Source organism: Wolbachia endosymbiont of Kerria lacca (assembly GCF_051602725.1).
In the GTDB taxonomy this organism is placed as follows: domain Bacteria; phylum Pseudomonadota; class Alphaproteobacteria; order Rickettsiales; family Anaplasmataceae; genus Wolbachia.
In genome coordinates, this window is the sequence record NZ_CP192272.1 from 227,871 (window position 1) to 246,668 (window position 18,798).

Consider the following 18,798-nt stretch of genomic DNA (forward strand, 5'->3'; position numbering starts at 1 on the left):
TAAAATAAAGAAATAGACTATCGACTTTTTTATATATTATAAAATTATTCATCATTATATGGTACAACTTACAGCATATTTATAGTAAGGTGTTAATTATGAAAGAGGCAAAGAAGAGTCCGGTAGTTAGATTAAAGGCCACAGCTAAAGAATTCAATTTTAGTAAATTAAGAGCAGATCAAGATAATAAATTAGCGAATTCCGGTGAAACAATGTTCTTAGATTTTCAAAGAATGAATTTTATTATTAATGAAAAAGAAATAGATAAAAATTTTATTATTGCATTTAAGGAAGGAGCTAAAGATTATAAAAATGAGATTTTTAACCGTGATAATTTTGATAACCTCTCTGAAGAAGGTAAAGCTTTTATGGAACCAGTACTTAAGGAGCTTGATCAAGATAGACTATCTGAAGTTTGGGAAAATCATTGTAATAGCCCTACAGTTGCTGATGAAAAAAAAATTGATGAATATAGAAAGGAATTTGAGAGATTTTATAACGCAGGGAGAAGCTCTTATCATCTATTCTCCAAAAAAGATTACCGTGCATTAGCAAAGGAAATTTTCAAGGAAATGTTCAGGTACGCTGGGGCAGAAGTTCCAAGTAATGCTATTTTAGAAGAGCTAGTCACCAATTGTAATCAAGCAGGGTATGAAGCTGGTATATTTAATGAATCTCATGCAGCACTCAGTAGTTGTAGCTTGATTCCACATAGTCCTAAAAAAGCGCTAAACATTTACTGCACTGATCACAACCACATAAAAGTGAAGTCTGATATGGCAATGCCTATAACCACGCTTAACAATCCGAAAGAGAAAATATGTGACCTATCCAGCTCATTAGAATTCACACTTGAATCTCAAGATAGCAAAAATGGTATAATATATAAAGAAGGTAAGTTATCACTTACTATTCCTGAAGAGCTAAAAAACTATAAAGATAATGGCAAGAGCTTGTTTGACATTATTAAAGAATATTTTCAGAAATTCTGTGCAGAACTAGGATTTAAATATGAGACAAAAATACAAATAGAGCATGACTTAGGTACTCAAATCAAAGTAAATAACTATTTAGATGGTACGATATCAACCATAGGATCAGATGCAAATGAAGAATTTATTAATCTTTTAAGCAAAAACCTCAGAGAGAAGTTATTGGAATCAGGAGTTGCTCTAGGAGGTGAAGACGTTGATGATATTATTGAAGTCAGAGTATCTGCAGTTATGGATCTACTGCGTGATTATACTAAATTAGAAGATAATAAAGAAAACAGAGAGTTATTAATAAGTGAAGTAGCAGATAATTTAGGGCTTTCCACTCAAGATAAAACAGCATCAGAAGTATTGATGGAATTAAACTCTTTACCTTCTTCGATAAAAGGTCAGGTTAATCATAATCAAGTGCAGTTTGTTGTAAATATTTTTACCAATTTAATTGTTGAAGGAAAAAGCGAAGTATACAAAGAAAAAAATGCAATTAATGCAATTGATGCAATTCATCAGAAGATAGATAAGGCAATTGTTGAGCAAGAAAAAAGAGCAACCAACAAACAAGATATAGAAAATGATAAATGGACAGATAAAATAAAAAAACAGAGATTATCTATGGAATCACATGGGCATTTGCATTAAAGATACTGTGTACAGAGGCGTAGTATGCTCAATTTTCGCCTTTCATTTAAAGCACTCAAATTGATCAAACACACTCAATCGAAAGCGTTTGTAGATTCGATATCTTGAGTAACTTGATGCAGAGAGAATTGTATACCTTAGTCAACTTTTCTAGCGGTATCCATAAGGTAAATCATTATTTGAGTGTTACACCCAAGCCCTCTTTATTTTCCTCTGTTATCAAGCTAAAAATACCATTTGGTTTCATTATGTATACGAAACTATTATGCTTGCAAGAAAAAAAAACCTAAAAAACTGGAAAAGAGAATAGGAATTTGACATAAGCTATTCCCAAATTTTCAATGTTCATATGGTTATAAGCATTACAGCTATTAATCATCCATTATTGATATACCTGAATTATTCTCAGTAAATAAATCAAGTATAATGTTAGGTACTCTACCGTCAACTATGTGAACAACCCCTGCACATTCTTCTACCATTTTAGTATATGACATAAGCCTTTCAACAAATTTTTCTCCTTTAATTTTTCCACAATCAATCGATTCTTTTAAATTTTTAATCAAGACTCTTCCATTGCCAACTTTGTTTATTTCTTCATCTGTATCACTCAAGATTATCATTTTAGATGCGTAAACTGCAAGTGCAATTGCACTTGCAGTGCTATCAGTATCAATATGATATGTTTCTCCATTTTTTCCATAACCGATAGGTGCAATAACTGGTATAGAATCTGATTCTTCAATAAAGAATAATATATCAGGATTGATTTCAGTTGGTCTACCGATAAATCCCATGTCTAGTATTTTTTCAATATTATTTAATCTATTTTCCCTAAGCGTAGTGCTTATCTTTTCAGCTTTTATGAGGTTGCCATCTTTTCCACATAGTCCAATAGCTGAACCACCAGCAGAATTTATATGCTGAACAATTTTTTTATTAATTGAACCACACAGTGCCATTTCAATGATTTTCATAGTGCTTTTGTCTGTAAGTCTGACACCATTTATAAACTTATCATTCATATCTAGCATTTTTAACACTAAGTTAATTTCATATTCTCCGTCATGAACTACTACCGGATTTATACCAAGCTGTTTCAACAGAACAACATTATGCGCAAAAGCACTAAGCAGCGTTTCATCTGAGATTATTACACTGCTGCATTTGATGATAAAAGTTTCGCCTACAAATTTAGGTATGTTAGACAGAACTTCAAATAATATTTCTGTTTTTTCCTTCAATGGCATCTTACCATTTAAAGATTCATCACTTTTCATTTTTTTATCTTGTAAATTTGAAAAACTCATCTCTTACCTTGGTGATTTTATGCTTAACACGAATGCTTATTTGATGAATTGATACATGTTCATTATTAACCCACTTTTGAGTATTTTCTAGAATAGCATTTAGACTTTCCTGATTCACTTTATCTATTTTTGTTAGCACAATATTAAAGTTAATATTATTACATATTAACCAATAAACAAAGTCTTTGTCTATTTCTTTTAATCCTACCTTGCTATCTATAAGCACAAACACTCTTTTTAGATTTCTCCTGTGAATTAGATAGTACTCAATTAGGTTTAAGTATTGTACTGCTTCTTCCTTGCTTGCACAAGAATAGCCATAACCCGGTAGGTCGACAATCCTAAACTTATCATTGTACATAGAGTAAAAATTTATTTGTCTAGTGCATCCAGGTTTAGAAGAAACTCTTGCAGCTTTTTTGCTGTTTATCAGCAAGTTGATTAAACTTGATTTTCCTACGTTTGATCTACCAGCAAATGCAATCTCTGGAGCCGACTCATCTGGTAATGATTTTTTGTCTGAAGCTCCAAATATGAAGCTGCAGATTGATGTTATCTGTTTTGCCATTATACTTAGGTAGAAATATTCGAGACAATTATAGTGTTATTGCTTGATATAAGAAATTTTTTATTTCAGTATATATTACTTACTTAAACAGCTGAAAACTAGACCTGTACTATATGGATATAGAGAATAATTTACAAGACTTAAAAAAAAAGTTTTCTGATGTAGAGAGAAATCTGGAAAACCCTACCAATTTGAGTCAAAAAGAATTCGTTAGTTTTTCAAAGGAATACTCTGAACTCAGACCAATTATCGAGATAATCGATGAATATAATATATTAAAAGAGGAAATTTCAGATTTAGAAGAAATCATGAAAGATGAGAACAGCGATGGTGATATAAAAGAGTTAGCAAAAGAAGAACTTCTTGAGAAGCAAAAGATAGTATTACCGAAAGTAAAAGCAAAACTAAAGTTGGCATTATTACCCAAAGATGAAGATGACTCAAGAAATGCAATATTAGAAATTAGAGCAGGCACAGGCGGAGAAGAAGCAGCATTATTTGCAGCGATGTTATTTCGTATGTATCAAAAATATGCAGAAAGAAGAAATTGGAAGTTTGAGCCAATAAGTATTTCTAATACAGGTATAGGTGGCTATAAGGAAGCTTCTGCACTCATTAATGGAACAGAAGTTTTTGCAAGACTGAAATTTGAGTCAGGGGTGCACAGAGTACAAAGAGTGCCAGAAACTGAATCCTCAGGAAGATTGCACACTTCCGCAGCTACTGTTGCAATATTACCTGAAGTAGAAGAGGTTGACTTTGAAATAGAAGAAAAAGATTTACGCATAGATGTTTATAGATCCAGTGGTCCTGGAGGGCAATCAGTGAATACAACTGACAGCGCAGTAAGGGTCACCCACTTGCCAACAGGGATAGTTGTAATACAGCAAGATGAAAAATCGCAGCACAAAAATAAGGCTAAAGCGCTCAAAGTGTTGAGAGCAAGGCTATACGAAATTGAAAGACAAAAAAAAGAAATGGAAAGGTCAACAATGAGGAAAAGCCAAATTGGTTCTGGAGATCGCTCTGAACGTATAAGAACTTATAACTTTCCACAATCAAGAATAACAGATCATAGAATTAATCTCACTTCACATCGACTAGAACAGATTATAAAAGAAGGTGAACTAGATGAATTTATTGAGGCATTGATTTCACGAAATGAAGCAGAAAGGTTGACTGGAGGGGGTAATGTTACTTTTTGATGGAAATTTGAAACAAAGCATAGGTATCAGGTTAAAAAGAAGTAAAGTTAGTTGTTCATAAGGTTGACAATTATTTAAATTTATGCTATAATTAGCAGCTCTATAACTTACAGAAACCATGGAAGTTGACTTTAATCAATATGTTAATAGTAACACCTTAGAGTTAAATAATCTATATGTATATATGGAAAAGCTAGTAAACTTTTTACAGAAAAAGCAAAATATTACAAGCTTGACTTTATCTAATTGTTATATTGATGCTCAGTGCGGAGAAGTTTTAAATGAAGCATTAGAGAATATTAATCTTCCAAATATTACTGAGTGTAAATTAACTTCTAGCATTATTGGCGCAGAAGGCTCAATAGCAATCACTAAATTGTTAAAGAATGGTAACTTTCCAAATCTTATTAAACTTGATTTAATTTCTAATGATATTGATGTTGAAAGTGGAATAATATTAATGAGTGCGCTAAGGGGTAGTAGTTTTTCAAATATTAAAGAATTTAATTTACTTTATGACAACGTCTGCAACGAAGGCATAGCAGCATTACGTGAATCATAGAACAACAATATGCTTCCAAATCTTATTAAGTTTAGTTTTCCCTTTAGTATTACTAATGATAACAAAGATATGGAAATGTCAAACGAATACCTATTCGGTTAATAGCATCATATAGAAAAAGGCAAGTTACATTTATTTGTTGCTGCTCATAGAACATCCAAATTCAACTATAGACCTGCTAAAAGGTGTAGGAAATCTTACTGCTATTGACATTATTGCGAAAATTCCATCAATTGATAACTTCCTATTCTGTGTAAAAAAATAAGAAAGGAGAGGAAAAAAAGGATTAGTTTCTTTTATGATTATCCAAGAAGTCTAGTCTAAATTCAAGTTTTGTGAATAGGCCTAGCGCTTAAATTTTTGATTAAAAAGGGACAAGTTTAGTAAAAAATAATGATATTATAAGTGGAACATAAAATAGTCCCACTGCAGTACTAATTAGGAGCAATAAAGTAGCTTTATCTGGTTGGTAATTTAAAATATTAGCAAGTATTATACTGGATCCAGAAATTGGAATAATAGCCAGTAACATCAGTGCTTTATAGATGCTTTCATCATATATACCTGTAACATGCTTGTCTAGTAAGACAATTCCCAAAACAAATAACGGCCAGAATATGTACTTTGCTACAATAGTGGTCAAAGCAAGCTTCCAATCTACTTTAAAATTTGTAATTTGTGCAATACTTATTCCAAGCAGCACCATTCCTAATGTGATAAATGTACTTCTGATATTTATCATAACATCCGTCAAAAAAGTGGGTATTTGTATATCATATATACTTAAAAAGAAGCCTAGAATCATCGCATATAATGAAGGAAGTTTGAGTAACTTTAATATGCATTCTTTTGCAGTATAGATACCATTTGCAGCTATATAAAATCCCAAGCTATTTTCAAATAGTGCCATTCCTATGTAACAGACAACATACACAGACACTGAATCTTCATCAAATAAAGCCATGGCAATCGGTAGACCAAAATAACCCATGCTTGTGCTGCCCGAGCTAAACGCTAATATGTTTCTCGTGTTGTCCTTAAATAAAAAAGAAGAAAGATAATACACTGATAAGGACATAGTACTACCTATAAACCATATCAAAATCGGCAGAGAAATTACTTTTAAATTAACTTCTGTATGAGATACTCCGTATAAAATCACTATTGGATTAGCTATATAAAAGAGTATTTGAGATATAGTATTTCTATCAATTTTAAGATATCTTCCTGCTAAGTAACCAATAAGTATTGTAATGTAAATAGGTAATATTTTGAGGAAAAGAGTGAAGAACATACTAGCCTATTGTGATATCTTTGCTGATAAAGTGATATTAGATTTTAAGGTATTGTAAAAGCAAGTAAAATTTATTTTCCAATTAATCAAGTTCATAGTTAGTTAAAAAAGATTCACTGAGTGCCAAAATTTGTTCTTATATAGGACTTAATAATGATATTTTTATGACTAAATTATGTTAAGTTTGTATAAAGCTCCTTGTATATTTTTATAAGCCACTTTTAGTAATTTAGGTAGATTGTTGAAAAAACACTCATCTTGAATGGTTCTCAGGAATTCTTGCCTTAATCATTAAAATCGCACTATTACTTTCCATAATTTTTTAAAGCCAACTTTTTCGTAAACACGGATTGCACAAACATTTGCTATACCTGGGTCGACAAAGGCATTCTCATAAACTTTAAAGACAAATTTGTTTAAAAATATATTCAAAGCTTGTGAACCAACTCCTTTACCTACATAGTTCAGCTCTCCGATATACCAGTCTATAGCAGCACAACTTTCTGGAAGTTCTAAAGTGTTATAGATCTGTTTAGGTGGGAAATCATGTTTGTTGTAATATTGAATATAACCAATATCAACTCCATCACAATTAATAATGAATGCGTGCATTGGTTTTTCAATAATTTGTGTCTTAAATTTCAAACGTTTGAATCCTTTAACGTAGTTGCTATATTTTTTCTCAATTAACTCTGGTGTCCAATTTATATCCGTATCCCACCACTTCTTATATGGGGCATTTCTACCCATTTTAATAATAGTGAAAAATGTTCTTCTTTCAACGCTTTAAATGTGATATTTTTATTCATTAATTAAAGATTTTAAGTGTTACTACCGTTTTTATTAATTCTATCTCTAATTGCTAAGTTCATTGAAATTGATATTTCTGTACCTAGTTTTCCTGATATAGTACGCTATTTTAACGTACCGGAAGGCACAATTCAATTAACTATTGCTTATAATTTTTTAGGCGTTTGCATAGGAGGGTTATTTTTTGGTCCATTGTCTGAATGCTATGGCAGAAGAAGGATGATGATCATAGGCAACACTTTGCTACTCATCGGTGCTGTTGGCTGTGTTTTTGCGCTGTCAGTTTCTTGGCTTTTAATCTCTCGCTTTATTCAAGGCATTGGTGTTAGCACATCTGTAGTTGTGTTTGCAATTATTGCAGACAGCTATAAAGGCAACGAAGCAGTAAAATTTATTGGAATCATGAATTCTATTATCACAGTTCTCATAGCAATTGCACCAGTATTAGGCAGTTTCATCAACAAAATTGTTGGGTGGCGTGGTAACTATGCAAGTGTTGCAATACTTTGTTTCATCTCTTGGGTTTTGCTGCTTTTTCTGTTACCAGAAACAAAAAAGGACCGTGATATTTTTAGTCTAAAAAAAATGATGAAAGACTATAAAAAATTATTATCAAGTTCAAAATTTATGGTGTTGTCTTTGGCACAGAGCCTTTTTTCTGCGGCTTATATGTCATTCATTACTTGTGGCCCTTTTTTGTATATGGAAACTTTTGGTTTATCCAGCACTATTTATGCGCTACATCAAGGTGCAATGGTTGGGTCTTTCTCACTAATTAGCCTGTTTTCCAGTAAGATCTTAAAGAAACTTGGAGCAATTTGGTGTGTAATTTCCGGTACAGGCGTAATTGCTATTGGATCCCTATCACTTTTAATATTCAGTATAATCATGCCCAGTGCTTACTACTTAGTAACGCTGTCTATGGTTATTTTTTGTATTGGCTGTGGAATTTGTCAAGCAGTCATTTTCAATGCATCATTAAATATTTTCCCTGAAATGAAAGGCACAACTTCTTCTGCAATTTCATTTATTAGAGCTTCTATCATGGCTATTTTTATCGGCTTAACAAGCTACGTTTACGATGGTCAAGCAACCAGTGTAGCTATTCTTGTTTTTTTTGCAGTAGTTCTAATTTACTGTCTATTTATTGTTTTCAAGGTCTGGAAAAATCTATAATCACCATATAGATCCTTCTCATTTCTAGTTATTGCGGTAATATGTATTGTAACTTTGCTGGCTGCTCTAGATGTATCTCTTCCAAATCACCTAATCTATATTAGTTAAAGAGTATTATCTTGCTCATGCGTCTAAAGTTTGAGAGCCAATTTTCAGCAATCCAATCAAATTCCAATTTTTTTCAAACAACTGTTTCTTGCTATTTTTGTACCTTAAAAAATTTAGCTTACTTTTACGCTAGCTTGTTCAAATAGCATTAGTACGATTTACTTTTTTTGAATGTAGAGATTTTCTAGGGATTGTCCTCTTAAATTCTATAGTATCTTGTTTAACATTGAAACGAGAATCCAGTTTCAAGCATTGAAGTGACGAATCAAGAGCTGCTTTTATTCCACCACTCTCAACTACTCGAGTAGTGGACAATGGAATACGATTACTTTCGTTTATACTAATCAGCACGTCAAATTCTATGCTATTATTGTGTTGTTTGATGTTGCTAGCTCTAATTTTACCATTTCCAAACCAAAACTTTATAGAATTACTCGCATCATGATTGATGTCTGCAGAATCAGGCAAAATAGCAAAATTCGCGTTGTTTACAAATCTAGAAAACGCATTTTTGATGTCGTTAAATGTACCGTAATGGTCTATATGGTCGTCATTAATACTTGTTACAACAGCAATATCTGCAGGAATTTTTAACATAGTTCCATCAGACTCATCAGCCTCAATTAAGAAAATGTCACTTTTGCCAAGTTTTGCATTACTCTGATAGGAATTTAATATTCCTCCAACAATTACAGTGGCGTCAGCACCAGAATGATCAAAAATGGAAGCAATCATAGCTGTCGTCGTCGTCTTGCCACTTGAACCTGAAACTGCTATCACATATTTACCTTTCATAATTTTAACCAGCATGTCTGACCTATGCAAAACGGTTTTATTGTTATTTCTTGCTGCAACTAGCTCCACATTATCAGGTTTTATTGCGGAAGAATGTACAACTATTTGAGCTTGTCTAATACTACTTGCATCGTGACCAATATAGACCTCTATACCTAATTTTTGTAACCTATCTATATTGTCGTTTGATCGCGTATCACTGCCTTGAACTTTATAACTGGAATTATGAAGAATTTCAGCAATTGCGCTCATTCCAATTCCACCTATACCGATTATATGTATTACTTCTTTTTTAGTGCTGTGCATATTTGGCAGTAGACGTTTACTTATTACTAAATTTATTATAGTATAATTTAAAATCCTCATGGTATCGAACCATTTCACTAAGTACAATGATAAAAAAACTAGCCTTTCTATGTCTAATATTCGTTTTGATGAGTAGTTGTAGTTTTAGCAATAGGTGTAATCACACTGCAGGTCATTATAAAATTGGCAATAGCTATACAATAAATGGTATCACCTACCACCCAAAATACTGTAGCTGTTACGAAGAAGTAGGAATAGCATCGTGGTATGGAATAGAAGATCATGGCACAATTACAGCCAACGGTGAAGTGTTTAATCGTCACTTGATTTCTGCAGCACATAAGACCTTGCCCCTACCCTGCTTTGTTCGTGTTACTAATTTAGAAAATGGAAGAAAGCTTGTTATAAGAGTTAATGATAGAGGGCCATTTGTTGAAGGTAGAATAATAGACTTGTCAGAAAAAGCAGCACAAGTTTTAGGACTTCATAAGTCTGGGCTTGCGAAGGTAAAAGTCGAGTACTTAAGAAAGAGGTCAGAACAATTGATACAAAATACTCCTCATTACAAAAGGCAATATGAAAAAGAAATGCAGAAACGTCACCCAAAACAAAACAATGCAGAAAGTAAGGGATATGTAGCATTTTTTGTAAACGCTCAGGTAGCTAAATCAGCTGCATCAAAGCTTCGTAATCAAGGAATAGAAAATGTTAGATTGCTTTTCAAGAATGATCAATATTGCGTAAAAGTAAGTTAAAACCTGCATTACAGATTGTGTAGCATGACAGAAACTATTTGACAAATGAGAATGTTCCAAAAGCATGTGCGTTAAATTGAGAAACTATCGTGAAATATAGCAATATTTAAGATTGGTATTTTATTTGTTACATTTCAGGTAGTGACAGCTACCTCAGATGTAGCTGTAAAAAATAATCTACCACTTAAGAAATTTCATTAAAAAAATAGCATAATCTTATTTCTCTAAAAAATACTATCTTCAACTTGAATATGTTGAAAAATATTTTGCGTATTATCCAAAAAGTCATCCTTTATAGCAGCTAGCTCGGATTGTTTTTGAGATAGATTATCTTCTATTGTTCTATTAAAACAATCAAGATCATTGCACTTTAGTTGAGAGCGCATGTCTCCATTTTCATATAAACCTCGTATAACGTCATAATATGCTCGAGTTTCATCAGTTTCTGGTTGTTGCTTTTCTTTGAGTATTGCCTTTAATTTTGAATCTATGTCTAATTCTCTTTTTATAGCTTCAGTAGAATTTTTATGATATTTTTCATAATCTTCAAAACTTTTTAATATTTTACCTTTGATTTCATTTTGTAACATCTTTAGCAAATCTTTAGCATGAGGTTTTTCAATTTTTTCCTTCCACTCATCATACGTATATTCTTGTCGACTACCATATTTTTTATCTTGACACTCACTTCCTATGTTAAACAGCTCTTTGTTACAGATTTTATCACCCTTATAAAAGTAATCGCTTATATTAATTTTATCGCTAGTTAAAGTTTGTCTAATTGCTGCTTTATTTTCTGCAAGTTCTTCTCTGTACTTGCTAATGCAATTTAGTAATTCTTTTTTGCAATCTGTAGTCATAATCTAGCTCCTTTAATAAAATTAGACCTAATTTAGTGTAAAATAATTAATATTTTATTACTATTTTGGTTATAACTAAGATAGTAATGAGAAGTTCAGTGTCTACAAAGTTCGTTTAAACTATTTTCAAAATGGGTATAATATAATTTTAGGTTAATAAAATGAATTACGATGTAATCATTTCAGGTAGTGGGCTAATTGGTCTTATTACTGCTATTGGCCTGAGTAATGACTCTGTATCTGTAGCCGTAATTGAGAAAAATAGTTTACCACGTGCAGTTGATGATAATCGAGCATTTGCCATTTCTCAAGGATCAAAAAAAATACTAGAAAAATTAGGGATTTGGCGGCTCTTAGAAGGCGAAACTGAACCAATACTTGATATATGCATATTAGATGGAGATAGTCCATTTACTGTGCATTATGACCATAAAATGGTTGGTGAAGAGCCAATGGGCTATGTAATCAAGAGCGCTATTATATGGAATGCAATCAATAAAAATTTTTTGCATAAACTCAATATATATTCTCCACGTTCCTATAAAACAATCTCTTGTGACGAAGGATACATGGAAGTTACTCTTGATAATGATCAAAAATTGATATCATCACTATTTATCTGTGCTGAAGGTAAAAACTCTAGGTTGCCAGAGTTGTTTTCTATACCAATGATAAAATTTGATTATAAACAAAATAGCATGGTATTTAATGTAAAACATGAATTACATCACCAAAACTTAGCTGTAGAGCGGTTTTTTCCTGGTGGTCCATTTGCAATTTTGCCAATGAAAGGTGGCTATACTTCTTCAATAGTTTGGACAGAAAAATGCGAAATTTCAAAAATGCTGATGAGCTTATCCGAAGAGGAATTTGTCATAGAACTCAAAAAAAGATTTGGTTCTTATTTGGGAGAAATTGAATTAGAGGGTGAAAGAAGATTCTATCCTTTGAGTTTTTCTTTTGCAAGAAAGCTGCATAAAAGCAGAATTTTGCTGATTGGCGATGCAGCACATTCAATCCACCCGGTTGCAGGTCAAGGACTTAACCTTGGAATGAGAGATGTAGAGAGTGTTATTAGACAAATAACTGCTGCAAAATCCTCTGGCATTGATGTTGGCAGTAATTATCTATTGAAGAAAATTTCATATGACAGATACTTTGATAATTTTACTATGGCACTTGCAACTGATGGACTAAATAGAATATTTTCCAACAGAATACTTTGCGCTCAAGTTCTGAGAAATCTTGGTTTAATGGTAGTTGAAAATTCAGATTTTCTTAAAAAAAGCTTCGTTCGACATGCTATGGGGTTTATATAAACCATTAGATTTCTTTCATCATAATCAGGTATCATTAGAGTAGTTGACACTGGAGCTCAAATTCCATAATGTCATGCCAGTGCCCAGACACTGGCATCCAGAAAAATTTATAAGCAAACTTGAGTTATGCTAAATTTGATGAAACGAAAAACTGGATCCCAGCTGGCTTTGTTGCACCACTCAAGGAAAGAACAGGCAGTTACTGATGGAATTTGTTATAAAATAGATATTTAGCCGACAAAGGAAAAATATGCCAATAAGAATGAAAGTCAGTAACTGCAATGAATATAACAAATTTCTTCAAGAAAGGGGAAATGTTTTTCATTATATCAACGATGCCATTGAAAATTGGTACGAAAATAGTCCAAAAGTAGCAGGTGGCAACAATGTCTACAGCGACAAAGTAGTGATTCTAATTCACATAATAACCTATCTATTCAGGATTGGTCTTAGGCAAACAGTGGGATTTATAGAGAAATATCTTGAGCAAATAGGGAAAATTTTGCAAATTATCAGCTATTCGCAGGCTTCAAGAAGGTTTAAAAAGCTTAATATCAAAATCAACGACTGCAGAGTTGATAAGAACGATATGGAAGATATTGAAATTGCTATAGATAGTACAGGTATCAGCATCTACAATAATATTCCAGGCCATAGTAAGGCAAATGGTACAGATAGAAAGTATCGCCGCTATGAGCAAACAAGAAAGCTACATGTAATGCTAGAGATAGGTAGTAAAAAAGTTATAGCTGCAAAATACAGTAGTGGAGTTTATTCCGACCACTATGGAGCCTGTGATCTTATTGAAAGAGTGGATACCAAGTATAACATAAGCACGATATATGCAGATAGGGCATATAATCGAAAGAAGTTATACAAACTGTGCGATGAGCTTGACATAAAGACAAGGATTCCTCCGCAAAATAATGCAGTAGAGCATCCAAAGTTGGATTATATGAATGAGAGAAATTCTACAATCAAGCTCATAAAGTCATATGATGAAGATGGTATGAAGAGGTGGAAAAAAGAGATAAATTATTGGAAGAGATCTTATATAGAAAGTTTTTTCTCGCGACTGAAGCAAATATTTGGATTTAGTTTTAGGAATAAATCTGAGATTAATCGTGAGAAGGAACTGCTACTCAAGTGTTATTTGCTTAACAAATTTACTGAAATAGGCATGGCTAAGTTTGATATAGCTTCATGAATTTATTATACATTACCCACTATCCGAAGAGCTGTGCAACAAAGCCATCCCAGTGTCAAGCACTGGGATGACAAGAAGAAAGAGTACTGGCATTACATTAAATGATTCTCCTTATTTTAGCATTAAACGCGATGAAGAAAATCATTTATAATCGCTATAGCAACTAGTGTTGAAACCTGACGTACCTTTTGGCTTGACAAACGAGAGTTTTTATCTGATTTGACAACAAGGGCTTCTAGATGACTTTGAAAGTAAATATTACTATGCTTATCTTCGATAGCTTCTATTAATCCGTCATTGGCAAACGCTGCAATTTTATATCCAAGTAGCTCTAGCCTTCTTCTATTCTCTGTAGTATTACTTACTGTACCTGAATGAGCATTCGGAAAATAAGTTGAAAACCAGCCATTTTGATTAGGTAGTAAAAATCTAGCTACCACTTTTTCCAAACTACTACCTGGAACAATTTTTATCTGCTGAAGAGGTATATTCTCTTTTTGTGGATAGGATGCTGATTTTAAATGATTCTTCTCATCATTAACAACATTTGTTATTTCAATTTCTTTTGCATGCATAATGTCTTGTAAACCACCGCATATGGCAAGCAAATGAATTGTAGGATTGTCATCTACTATTTTTACAATTTCTTCATTCACAAGCTGGCGGTAAGGGTTAAGAGCTGAATGAAAGTTATCTGAAATAAATATTCTGTTTATCTTTTGCTCTTTGATAAATTTTGCAACTTCAACTTTTATTCGATCTAGTATCAGCTTTTTTGCCAATATTTCATCTTGTTTTGCGAACTCTTCTTGGATTTCTTTTAGATTAATTATTTTGTCGTAGTCAATGAATATAGTTTTAACCCCAAAATTATTGAATATCTCATAGATATTTTGAGATTCATCTGTTTGCAATAAACCAACAATTATATTATAATTTACTGCATTTTCCACTGTCAAAGCAGGTAATTCTTTGTTTACTTTTTCACTATAAGCGATATTACTTAATAGTAGAAATGTAATTAATAGTATATTAAATATTCTATTGTAACATTTATACATTATTTCCTAAATAATTATATTAATATTATAATATATTATAGAACATTAAGAAAAAGAATGTGGCCTGAGCAGGAATCGAACCAGCGACACAAGGATTTTCAGTCCTTTGCTCTACCAACTGAGCTATCAGGCCAACTACGTACTTTCATTTTTAGATAAAAAACGTTATCATGTCCATCAAAAGTTTTTGAAGTATAGAAACAAAGAATGAACATTAGTAACAAAATAGGAATTTATCCTGGTACATTTGACCCCATAACTTTTGGGCACCTTGACATAATAAAAAGAGCATGTAAGCTAGTCGATAAGTTGATAATTGGTGTTGCAGAGAATGTTAATAAACATACTAATTTTGACATAAGACTGCGCACAAGCATGGCTAAAAATGAAGTGAAAGGAGCAGGAATTGATGCAGATATTATATCCTTTAATGGGTTGCTAGTGAAGTTTGCCAAAGAGCAAAATGCTTCTGTTATTATTAGAGGACTGAGAGCAGTATCGGATTTTGATTACGAGTTTCAAATGAGTTGGGTAAATTATAAGCTCTTTCCTGAAATCGAAACTATATTTCTTCCTGCATCTGAGGATACTCAATTTATCTCATCAAGTTTTGTAAAGGAAATAGCGAGATTAGGAGGAGATGTTAGCAACTTTGTGTCAAAAAGTGTCCAAAGTGAATTGATTAATCTAAATAGGGTAGAAAATGGAGAATAAGTATTTGTTGTCTTTTTTATTTCCAAACGAGTATGTTAGATGTGTAAAATATTGTAAGCTAAAGGAGAGACATGTTAAAAGTGAGGGATAATAATGTAATAGTTTGCTGCCGTGGTGATGAAAATGATGATGGTTCTGGTCATCCAATAGTATACTTACACAAAGAAGGAGAAATGTATTGTCCTTATTGTAATAAGTCAATGGATGAAATAGTGAGTGCCGAAGAATTTCAATCTGTTGAGGTGAAAGTAATAAGCAAGAAGGAAAGAACCAAAGGTTAATAGTACTTCATTTTTTTAGCTTATGTAAATAGCAATGAGAGGGGCAGTAAAAATGAAACTATCCATACGGTCGAGTACTCCTCCATGGCCTGGTATAATACCTCCACTATCTTTAACATTGTAAACTCTTTTGATGAGTGACTCAGTGAAATCTCCAAGTTGGGCTAGAATAGCAACTATCAAACCAATTATTGGAGAATAAAAAATTGGAAATAAACTCAAAAATATTGAGCCAAAAATTGTACACACTATTCCAGCTAAGACTGCACCAAAAAGTCCTAACCAAGTTTTCCCAGAGCTAATGATTGGACAAATTCTAGTTTTACCAAAATTTTTGCCGAAAAAATAGGCAGCAATATCGATGCTCCAAATAGTTAAGATAAGCCATACTAATGCATATTTTCCCTGTGGTAGATTATATAGGCATATTAGCGAGGCATTTGGTAGTGCGATTAATAGTAATGCGAAAATGTATAAGATTCTATTGCCCTGAGTTAGATTATACCATTCAAAAGAAGATAAAACTGCAATTGAAAAAATTAGTAGATAAAATGATAAATCACTGAAATATGTAGCAAAAGAAAATATGAGTAATATTACTATTGAGGACAATATTCTAACCATAAAGTTATTATCTACCATATTTTTTTTCTCTTTTCGTATAATCTTCTAGTGCTTTGGTCAAATCTTGACAAGAAAAATCGGGCCACAAAGTATCACAAAAATACAATTCAGCATAAGCTGCTTGCCATAATAAAAAATTGCTTAACCTTTTTTCGCCACCAGTGCGAATTAATAAATCCAATTTTGGCAAATCTTTAGTATACAGAAATTTTTCAAATTCCTCTTCCAATACGCAATCAATATTTCCTTTTATGACGTTGTTGATAGCATGTATAATTTCCTGCTTTGCTCCATAACTAACTGCAACAGTGAGTAATAGACCATCGTTCTTATGTGTCACTTCTTCTGCTTTTTTGATTTGATCGAATATTTTACTGGGCAATAGACTTAAATTGCCAATAAAATTTAACTTAATGTTACAATTGTAAATGAATTTCATTTTATCTTCATTAGTTAAAGTGTAGTAAAATAAATTAAATAGGTAGTCTGTTTCGTTTTCAGATCTGAGCCAATTTTCCATGGAAAATGCATACAAAGTTAAGTAAGGTATGGCCAGGACTGTGCAATGCTTAGCAATATCAAATGCAACCTCACTGCCTTTTCTATAGCCATCAATTTTTACCCTTCCTTGATTGTTTGCCCACCTACCATTACCATCCATAATAATTGCTAGATGTTTTGGCAGAGATTCTAGATTCAACATTTGAATTCAACCTGTTCTAATTAGCTTAATGTCTATATCTCTGTATGAAACGTTCACTATATCCACCTAAAACTATATTATTACTGAAAAATCATTGATAGTCTATATTACAAAAATTTTCTCAACCTCGGTGTCAGCTGCCAGTGATTTTACTAAGAAATATGGCAAAAATGGTCTAAATTGAGCGTGTTTTCTTAATTTGATGCGTATGGTTTATTTAACACCCTCTTAAATTTATAAAGCAAAACCTTGGATATAAACACTTTTTAAGCTATGTCATGATATGTAACTGACTTGCATTTTTTCTTTCCGTGTCCCACTTAAGACATTACTAGGCCCATTTTTATCTTCTAGTAGTTTTATAATATCGCTAAGACTAGAATGACTACACATGGATTTTAACTCTTCAAAAGGAGTAAAACCGATTCCATTAACAACTTTCTGATTTCCTAGTAATTCTATTGTATCTACGTAGTTAAGATTATCACGATAAAATATGAGTCGAAATTTTTTAATGTTAAAAGAAATGATATTCTCAATAACCTCCTGATTTTTTAGTAGTCTTACAATATCGCTAAAGAGAAACTTATCATTACAAAGTATGAATTTAAGTTTTTCATAATCAATAAAATTGATGTGCTCAACAACTTGTTGATTTTCTAGCAACCTTATAATCTTGTAACTGCTACTAGTATAATTGCTACTATTAAACTTATCGCTATTATGAATGAGTTCAAATTTTTCATAATCAATAAAACAGAGGTATTCAACAACTTTTTGATTTCCTAATAACTCCATAATATTTTCACCACTAAACTTATTACTCTTGAGTATAAGTTGAAGCTTTTTATCACCAATAGAGTTAATTCGATCAATAGAACTCTGATCTTTTAGTAATTCTGTAACATTTTGCTCACTAAGCTTACCATCACTCTCAACTATCATCCATTGAATAAGACGGATATTCCTAATATCATTTTGATTTTTTGGTGGTATTCCCACATCTGCATCGTTGCAAAACTGAACATCATCAACATGTTTTTCATTAATTCCTTTATTTCCTAGTGCTTCTTTAGCGAAGTTATTCGGATCATTTTTTTCATCTTCCTCGTAATCATAATATCCATAATTTTCTCCATTCTCCTCACTATCACTACTTTCGAATTCATTGTTGATATTGCAAATCTTTCCACCTTTTAGTATTTCTAGAATATTGTGCTCCGCAGGTGCATTATTTAGCATGGACCTAAACATTTCATCATCATAATCGTTGATGTGATTAACAATGCTCTCATCTAATAATAATTCTTCAATACCTTTGTGACTAAACTTATTATGATACTTGCATAAGATTTTAAGCTTACTGTAATCCATTGAATTGATGCCATCAACAACTCTTTGATTTGATAGTAATTCTCTGTTATAAGTCTTACATATCAGTTGAAGTTTTTCGTTATATAAGTCTTCTGCATTGCCTGCCTTATCAAAATCCATAATCTTATTTCAATT

General features: G+C 32.2%; 17 protein-coding genes, 1 tRNA gene and 2 pseudogenes. 9 read left to right on the plus strand and 11 right to left on the minus strand.

From position 1 onward, the window contains the following. Positions 1-98: 98 nt before the first annotated feature. Positions 99-1,631 carry a hypothetical protein gene (locus ACQ4M0_RS01085; RefSeq protein WP_007302823.1) on the plus strand — a complete coding sequence of 511 codons (1,533 nt, stop codon included), beginning with the start codon at positions 99-101 and terminating at the stop codon, positions 1,629-1,631. A 371-nt stretch (positions 1,632-2,002) separates the two neighbouring features. Here the strand turns inward: ACQ4M0_RS01085 and argB are convergent, their stop codons facing one another. Then, complete coding sequence (argB, locus tag ACQ4M0_RS01090; protein WP_007302824.1) at positions 2,003-2,941, minus strand: acetylglutamate kinase; 939 nt, start codon at positions 2,939-2,941, stop codon at positions 2,003-2,005. Then, the gene (gene yihA / locus ACQ4M0_RS01095; RefSeq protein ID WP_007302825.1) at positions 2,916-3,509 is read right to left on the minus strand and encodes a ribosome biogenesis GTP-binding protein YihA/YsxC; all 594 of its coding nucleotides are present in this window, start codon (positions 3,507-3,509) and stop codon (positions 2,916-2,918) included. The genes argB and yihA overlap by 26 nt, the downstream gene beginning before the upstream one ends. Positions 3,510-3,622: 113 nt before the next feature. Between yihA and prfA the strand changes: the two genes are divergently transcribed. Next, positions 3,623-4,714, plus strand: coding sequence for a peptide chain release factor 1 (prfA, locus tag ACQ4M0_RS01100; RefSeq protein ID WP_007302826.1), 1,092 nt, complete (start codon positions 3,623-3,625; stop codon positions 4,712-4,714). A gap of 118 nt (positions 4,715-4,832) precedes the next feature. Then, positions 4,833-5,276: a hypothetical protein gene (locus ACQ4M0_RS01105; RefSeq protein ID WP_012481725.1), complete on the plus strand. Its 444-nt coding sequence runs from the start codon at positions 4,833-4,835 to the stop codon at positions 5,274-5,276. Between the two features lie 364 nt (positions 5,277-5,640). On the opposite strand, the gene ACQ4M0_RS01110 is transcribed toward ACQ4M0_RS01105, so the two are convergent. Then, positions 5,641-6,570: an AEC family transporter gene (locus ACQ4M0_RS01110; protein WP_007302828.1), complete on the minus strand. Its 930-nt coding sequence runs from the start codon at positions 6,568-6,570 to the stop codon at positions 5,641-5,643. A 253-nt stretch (positions 6,571-6,823) separates the two neighbouring features. Beyond that, positions 6,824-7,379 (minus strand): annotated as a pseudogene (locus ACQ4M0_RS01115) (GNAT family N-acetyltransferase). A 16-nt stretch (positions 7,380-7,395) separates the two neighbouring features. Between ACQ4M0_RS01115 and ACQ4M0_RS01120 the strand changes: the two are divergent. Further along, complete coding sequence (locus tag ACQ4M0_RS01120) at positions 7,396-8,556, plus strand: multidrug effflux MFS transporter (RefSeq protein WP_264684792.1); 1,161 nt, start codon at positions 7,396-7,398, stop codon at positions 8,554-8,556. A gap of 440 nt (positions 8,557-8,996) precedes the next feature. Here ACQ4M0_RS01120 and ACQ4M0_RS01125 read toward each other — a convergent pair. After that, positions 8,997-9,825, minus strand: a pseudogene (locus ACQ4M0_RS01125) (Mur ligase domain-containing protein); the annotation flags it as partial. 26 nt (positions 9,826-9,851) lie between these two features. On the opposite strand from ACQ4M0_RS01125, the gene ACQ4M0_RS01130 reads away from it, so the two are divergent. Continuing rightward, on the plus strand, positions 9,852-10,520 hold the full coding sequence (locus tag ACQ4M0_RS01130; RefSeq protein ID WP_012481726.1) for a septal ring lytic transglycosylase RlpA family protein: 669 nt from the start codon (positions 9,852-9,854) through the stop codon (positions 10,518-10,520). Between the two features lie 224 nt (positions 10,521-10,744). Here ACQ4M0_RS01130 and ACQ4M0_RS01135 read toward each other — a convergent pair whose 3' ends face one another. After that, complete coding sequence (locus ACQ4M0_RS01135) at positions 10,745-11,380, minus strand: hypothetical protein (protein WP_052264692.1); 636 nt, start codon at positions 11,378-11,380, stop codon at positions 10,745-10,747. A gap of 161 nt (positions 11,381-11,541) precedes the next feature. Between ACQ4M0_RS01135 and ubiH the strand changes: the two genes are divergently transcribed. Further along, positions 11,542-12,699: a 2-octaprenyl-6-methoxyphenyl hydroxylase gene (gene ubiH / locus ACQ4M0_RS01140; RefSeq protein WP_007302833.1), complete on the plus strand. Its 1,158-nt coding sequence runs from the start codon at positions 11,542-11,544 to the stop codon at positions 12,697-12,699. Positions 12,700-12,949: 250 nt separating this feature from the next. Further along, positions 12,950-13,906, plus strand: coding sequence for an IS5 family transposase (locus ACQ4M0_RS01145; protein WP_213863789.1), 957 nt, complete (start codon positions 12,950-12,952; stop codon positions 13,904-13,906). Positions 13,907-14,028: 122 nt separating this feature from the next. On the opposite strand, the gene ACQ4M0_RS01150 is transcribed toward ACQ4M0_RS01145, so the two are convergent. Together ACQ4M0_RS01150 and ACQ4M0_RS01155 are read right to left on the minus strand one after the other, a co-directional pair. Continuing rightward, positions 14,029-14,967 carry a gamma-glutamyl-gamma-aminobutyrate hydrolase family protein gene (locus ACQ4M0_RS01150; RefSeq protein ID WP_438456485.1) on the minus strand — a complete coding sequence of 313 codons (939 nt, stop codon included), beginning with the start codon at positions 14,965-14,967 and terminating at the stop codon, positions 14,029-14,031. A gap of 60 nt (positions 14,968-15,027) precedes the next feature. Next, positions 15,028-15,100 (minus strand) — tRNA-Phe (locus ACQ4M0_RS01155). 74 nt (positions 15,101-15,174) lie between these two features. Here ACQ4M0_RS01155 and coaD point away from each other — a divergent pair. Together coaD and ACQ4M0_RS01165 are read left to right on the plus strand one after the other, a co-directional pair. Then, entirely contained in the window at positions 15,175-15,681 is a 507-nt protein-coding gene (coaD, locus tag ACQ4M0_RS01160; protein ID WP_007302835.1) for a pantetheine-phosphate adenylyltransferase, read from the plus strand. A gap of 71 nt (positions 15,682-15,752) precedes the next feature. Beyond that, positions 15,753-15,962, plus strand: a complete 210-nt coding sequence (locus ACQ4M0_RS01165; RefSeq protein WP_007302836.1) for a zinc-finger domain-containing protein — start codon at positions 15,753-15,755, stop codon at positions 15,960-15,962. A 15-nt stretch (positions 15,963-15,977) separates the two neighbouring features. Here the strand turns inward: ACQ4M0_RS01165 and ACQ4M0_RS01170 are convergent, their stop codons facing one another. From ACQ4M0_RS01170 to ACQ4M0_RS01180, 3 genes are all read right to left on the minus strand, one after another. Further along, positions 15,978-16,604 (minus strand): phosphatidate cytidylyltransferase, encoded by a 627-nt coding sequence (locus ACQ4M0_RS01170; protein ID WP_438456486.1) that lies wholly within the window; start codon positions 16,602-16,604, stop codon positions 15,978-15,980. After that, a complete protein-coding gene (gene uppS / locus ACQ4M0_RS01175; RefSeq protein ID WP_007302838.1) occupies positions 16,594-17,289 on the minus strand; it encodes a polyprenyl diphosphate synthase in 696 nt (231 codons plus the stop codon). The genes ACQ4M0_RS01170 and uppS overlap by 11 nt, the downstream gene beginning before the upstream one ends. Positions 17,290-17,565: 276 nt before the next feature. Further along, the gene (locus ACQ4M0_RS01180; protein WP_438456487.1) at positions 17,566-18,783 is read right to left on the minus strand and encodes a hypothetical protein; all 1,218 of its coding nucleotides are present in this window, start codon (positions 18,781-18,783) and stop codon (positions 17,566-17,568) included. Positions 18,784-18,798 lie beyond the last annotated feature (15 nt).

Bases quoted from the DNA above. Each gene is read 5' to 3' on its own strand.
- ACQ4M0_RS01085 (WP_007302823.1), top strand. From the start codon at position 99: ATGAAAGAGGCAAAGAAGAGTCCGGTAGTTAGATTAAAGGCCACAGCT.
- argB (WP_007302824.1), bottom strand. From the start codon at position 2,941: ATGAGTTTTTCAAATTTACAAGATAAAAAAATGAAAAGTGATGAATCT.
- yihA (WP_007302825.1), bottom strand. From the start codon at position 3,509: ATGGCAAAACAGATAACATCAATCTGCAGCTTCATATTTGGAGCTTCA.
- prfA (WP_007302826.1), top strand. From the start codon at position 3,623: ATGGATATAGAGAATAATTTACAAGACTTAAAAAAAAAGTTTTCTGAT.
- ACQ4M0_RS01105 (WP_012481725.1), top strand. From the start codon at position 4,833: ATGGAAGTTGACTTTAATCAATATGTTAATAGTAACACCTTAGAGTTA.
- ACQ4M0_RS01110 (WP_007302828.1), bottom strand. From the start codon at position 6,570: ATGTTCTTCACTCTTTTCCTCAAAATATTACCTATTTACATTACAATA.
- ACQ4M0_RS01130 (WP_012481726.1), top strand. From the start codon at position 9,852: ATGATAAAAAAACTAGCCTTTCTATGTCTAATATTCGTTTTGATGAGT.
- ACQ4M0_RS01135 (WP_052264692.1), bottom strand. From the start codon at position 11,380: ATGACTACAGATTGCAAAAAAGAATTACTAAATTGCATTAGCAAGTAC.
- ubiH (WP_007302833.1), top strand. From the start codon at position 11,542: ATGAATTACGATGTAATCATTTCAGGTAGTGGGCTAATTGGTCTTATT.
- ACQ4M0_RS01145 (WP_213863789.1), top strand. From the start codon at position 12,950: ATGCCAATAAGAATGAAAGTCAGTAACTGCAATGAATATAACAAATTT.
- ACQ4M0_RS01150 (WP_438456485.1), bottom strand. From the start codon at position 14,967: ATGTATAAATGTTACAATAGAATATTTAATATACTATTAATTACATTT.
- coaD (WP_007302835.1), top strand. From the start codon at position 15,175: ATGAACATTAGTAACAAAATAGGAATTTATCCTGGTACATTTGACCCC.
- ACQ4M0_RS01165 (WP_007302836.1), top strand. From the start codon at position 15,753: ATGTTAAAAGTGAGGGATAATAATGTAATAGTTTGCTGCCGTGGTGAT.
- ACQ4M0_RS01170 (WP_438456486.1), bottom strand. From the start codon at position 16,604: ATGGTAGATAATAACTTTATGGTTAGAATATTGTCCTCAATAGTAATA.
- uppS (WP_007302838.1), bottom strand. From the start codon at position 17,289: ATGTTGAATCTAGAATCTCTGCCAAAACATCTAGCAATTATTATGGAT.
- ACQ4M0_RS01180 (WP_438456487.1), bottom strand. From the start codon at position 18,783: ATGGATTTTGATAAGGCAGGCAATGCAGAAGACTTATATAACGAAAAA.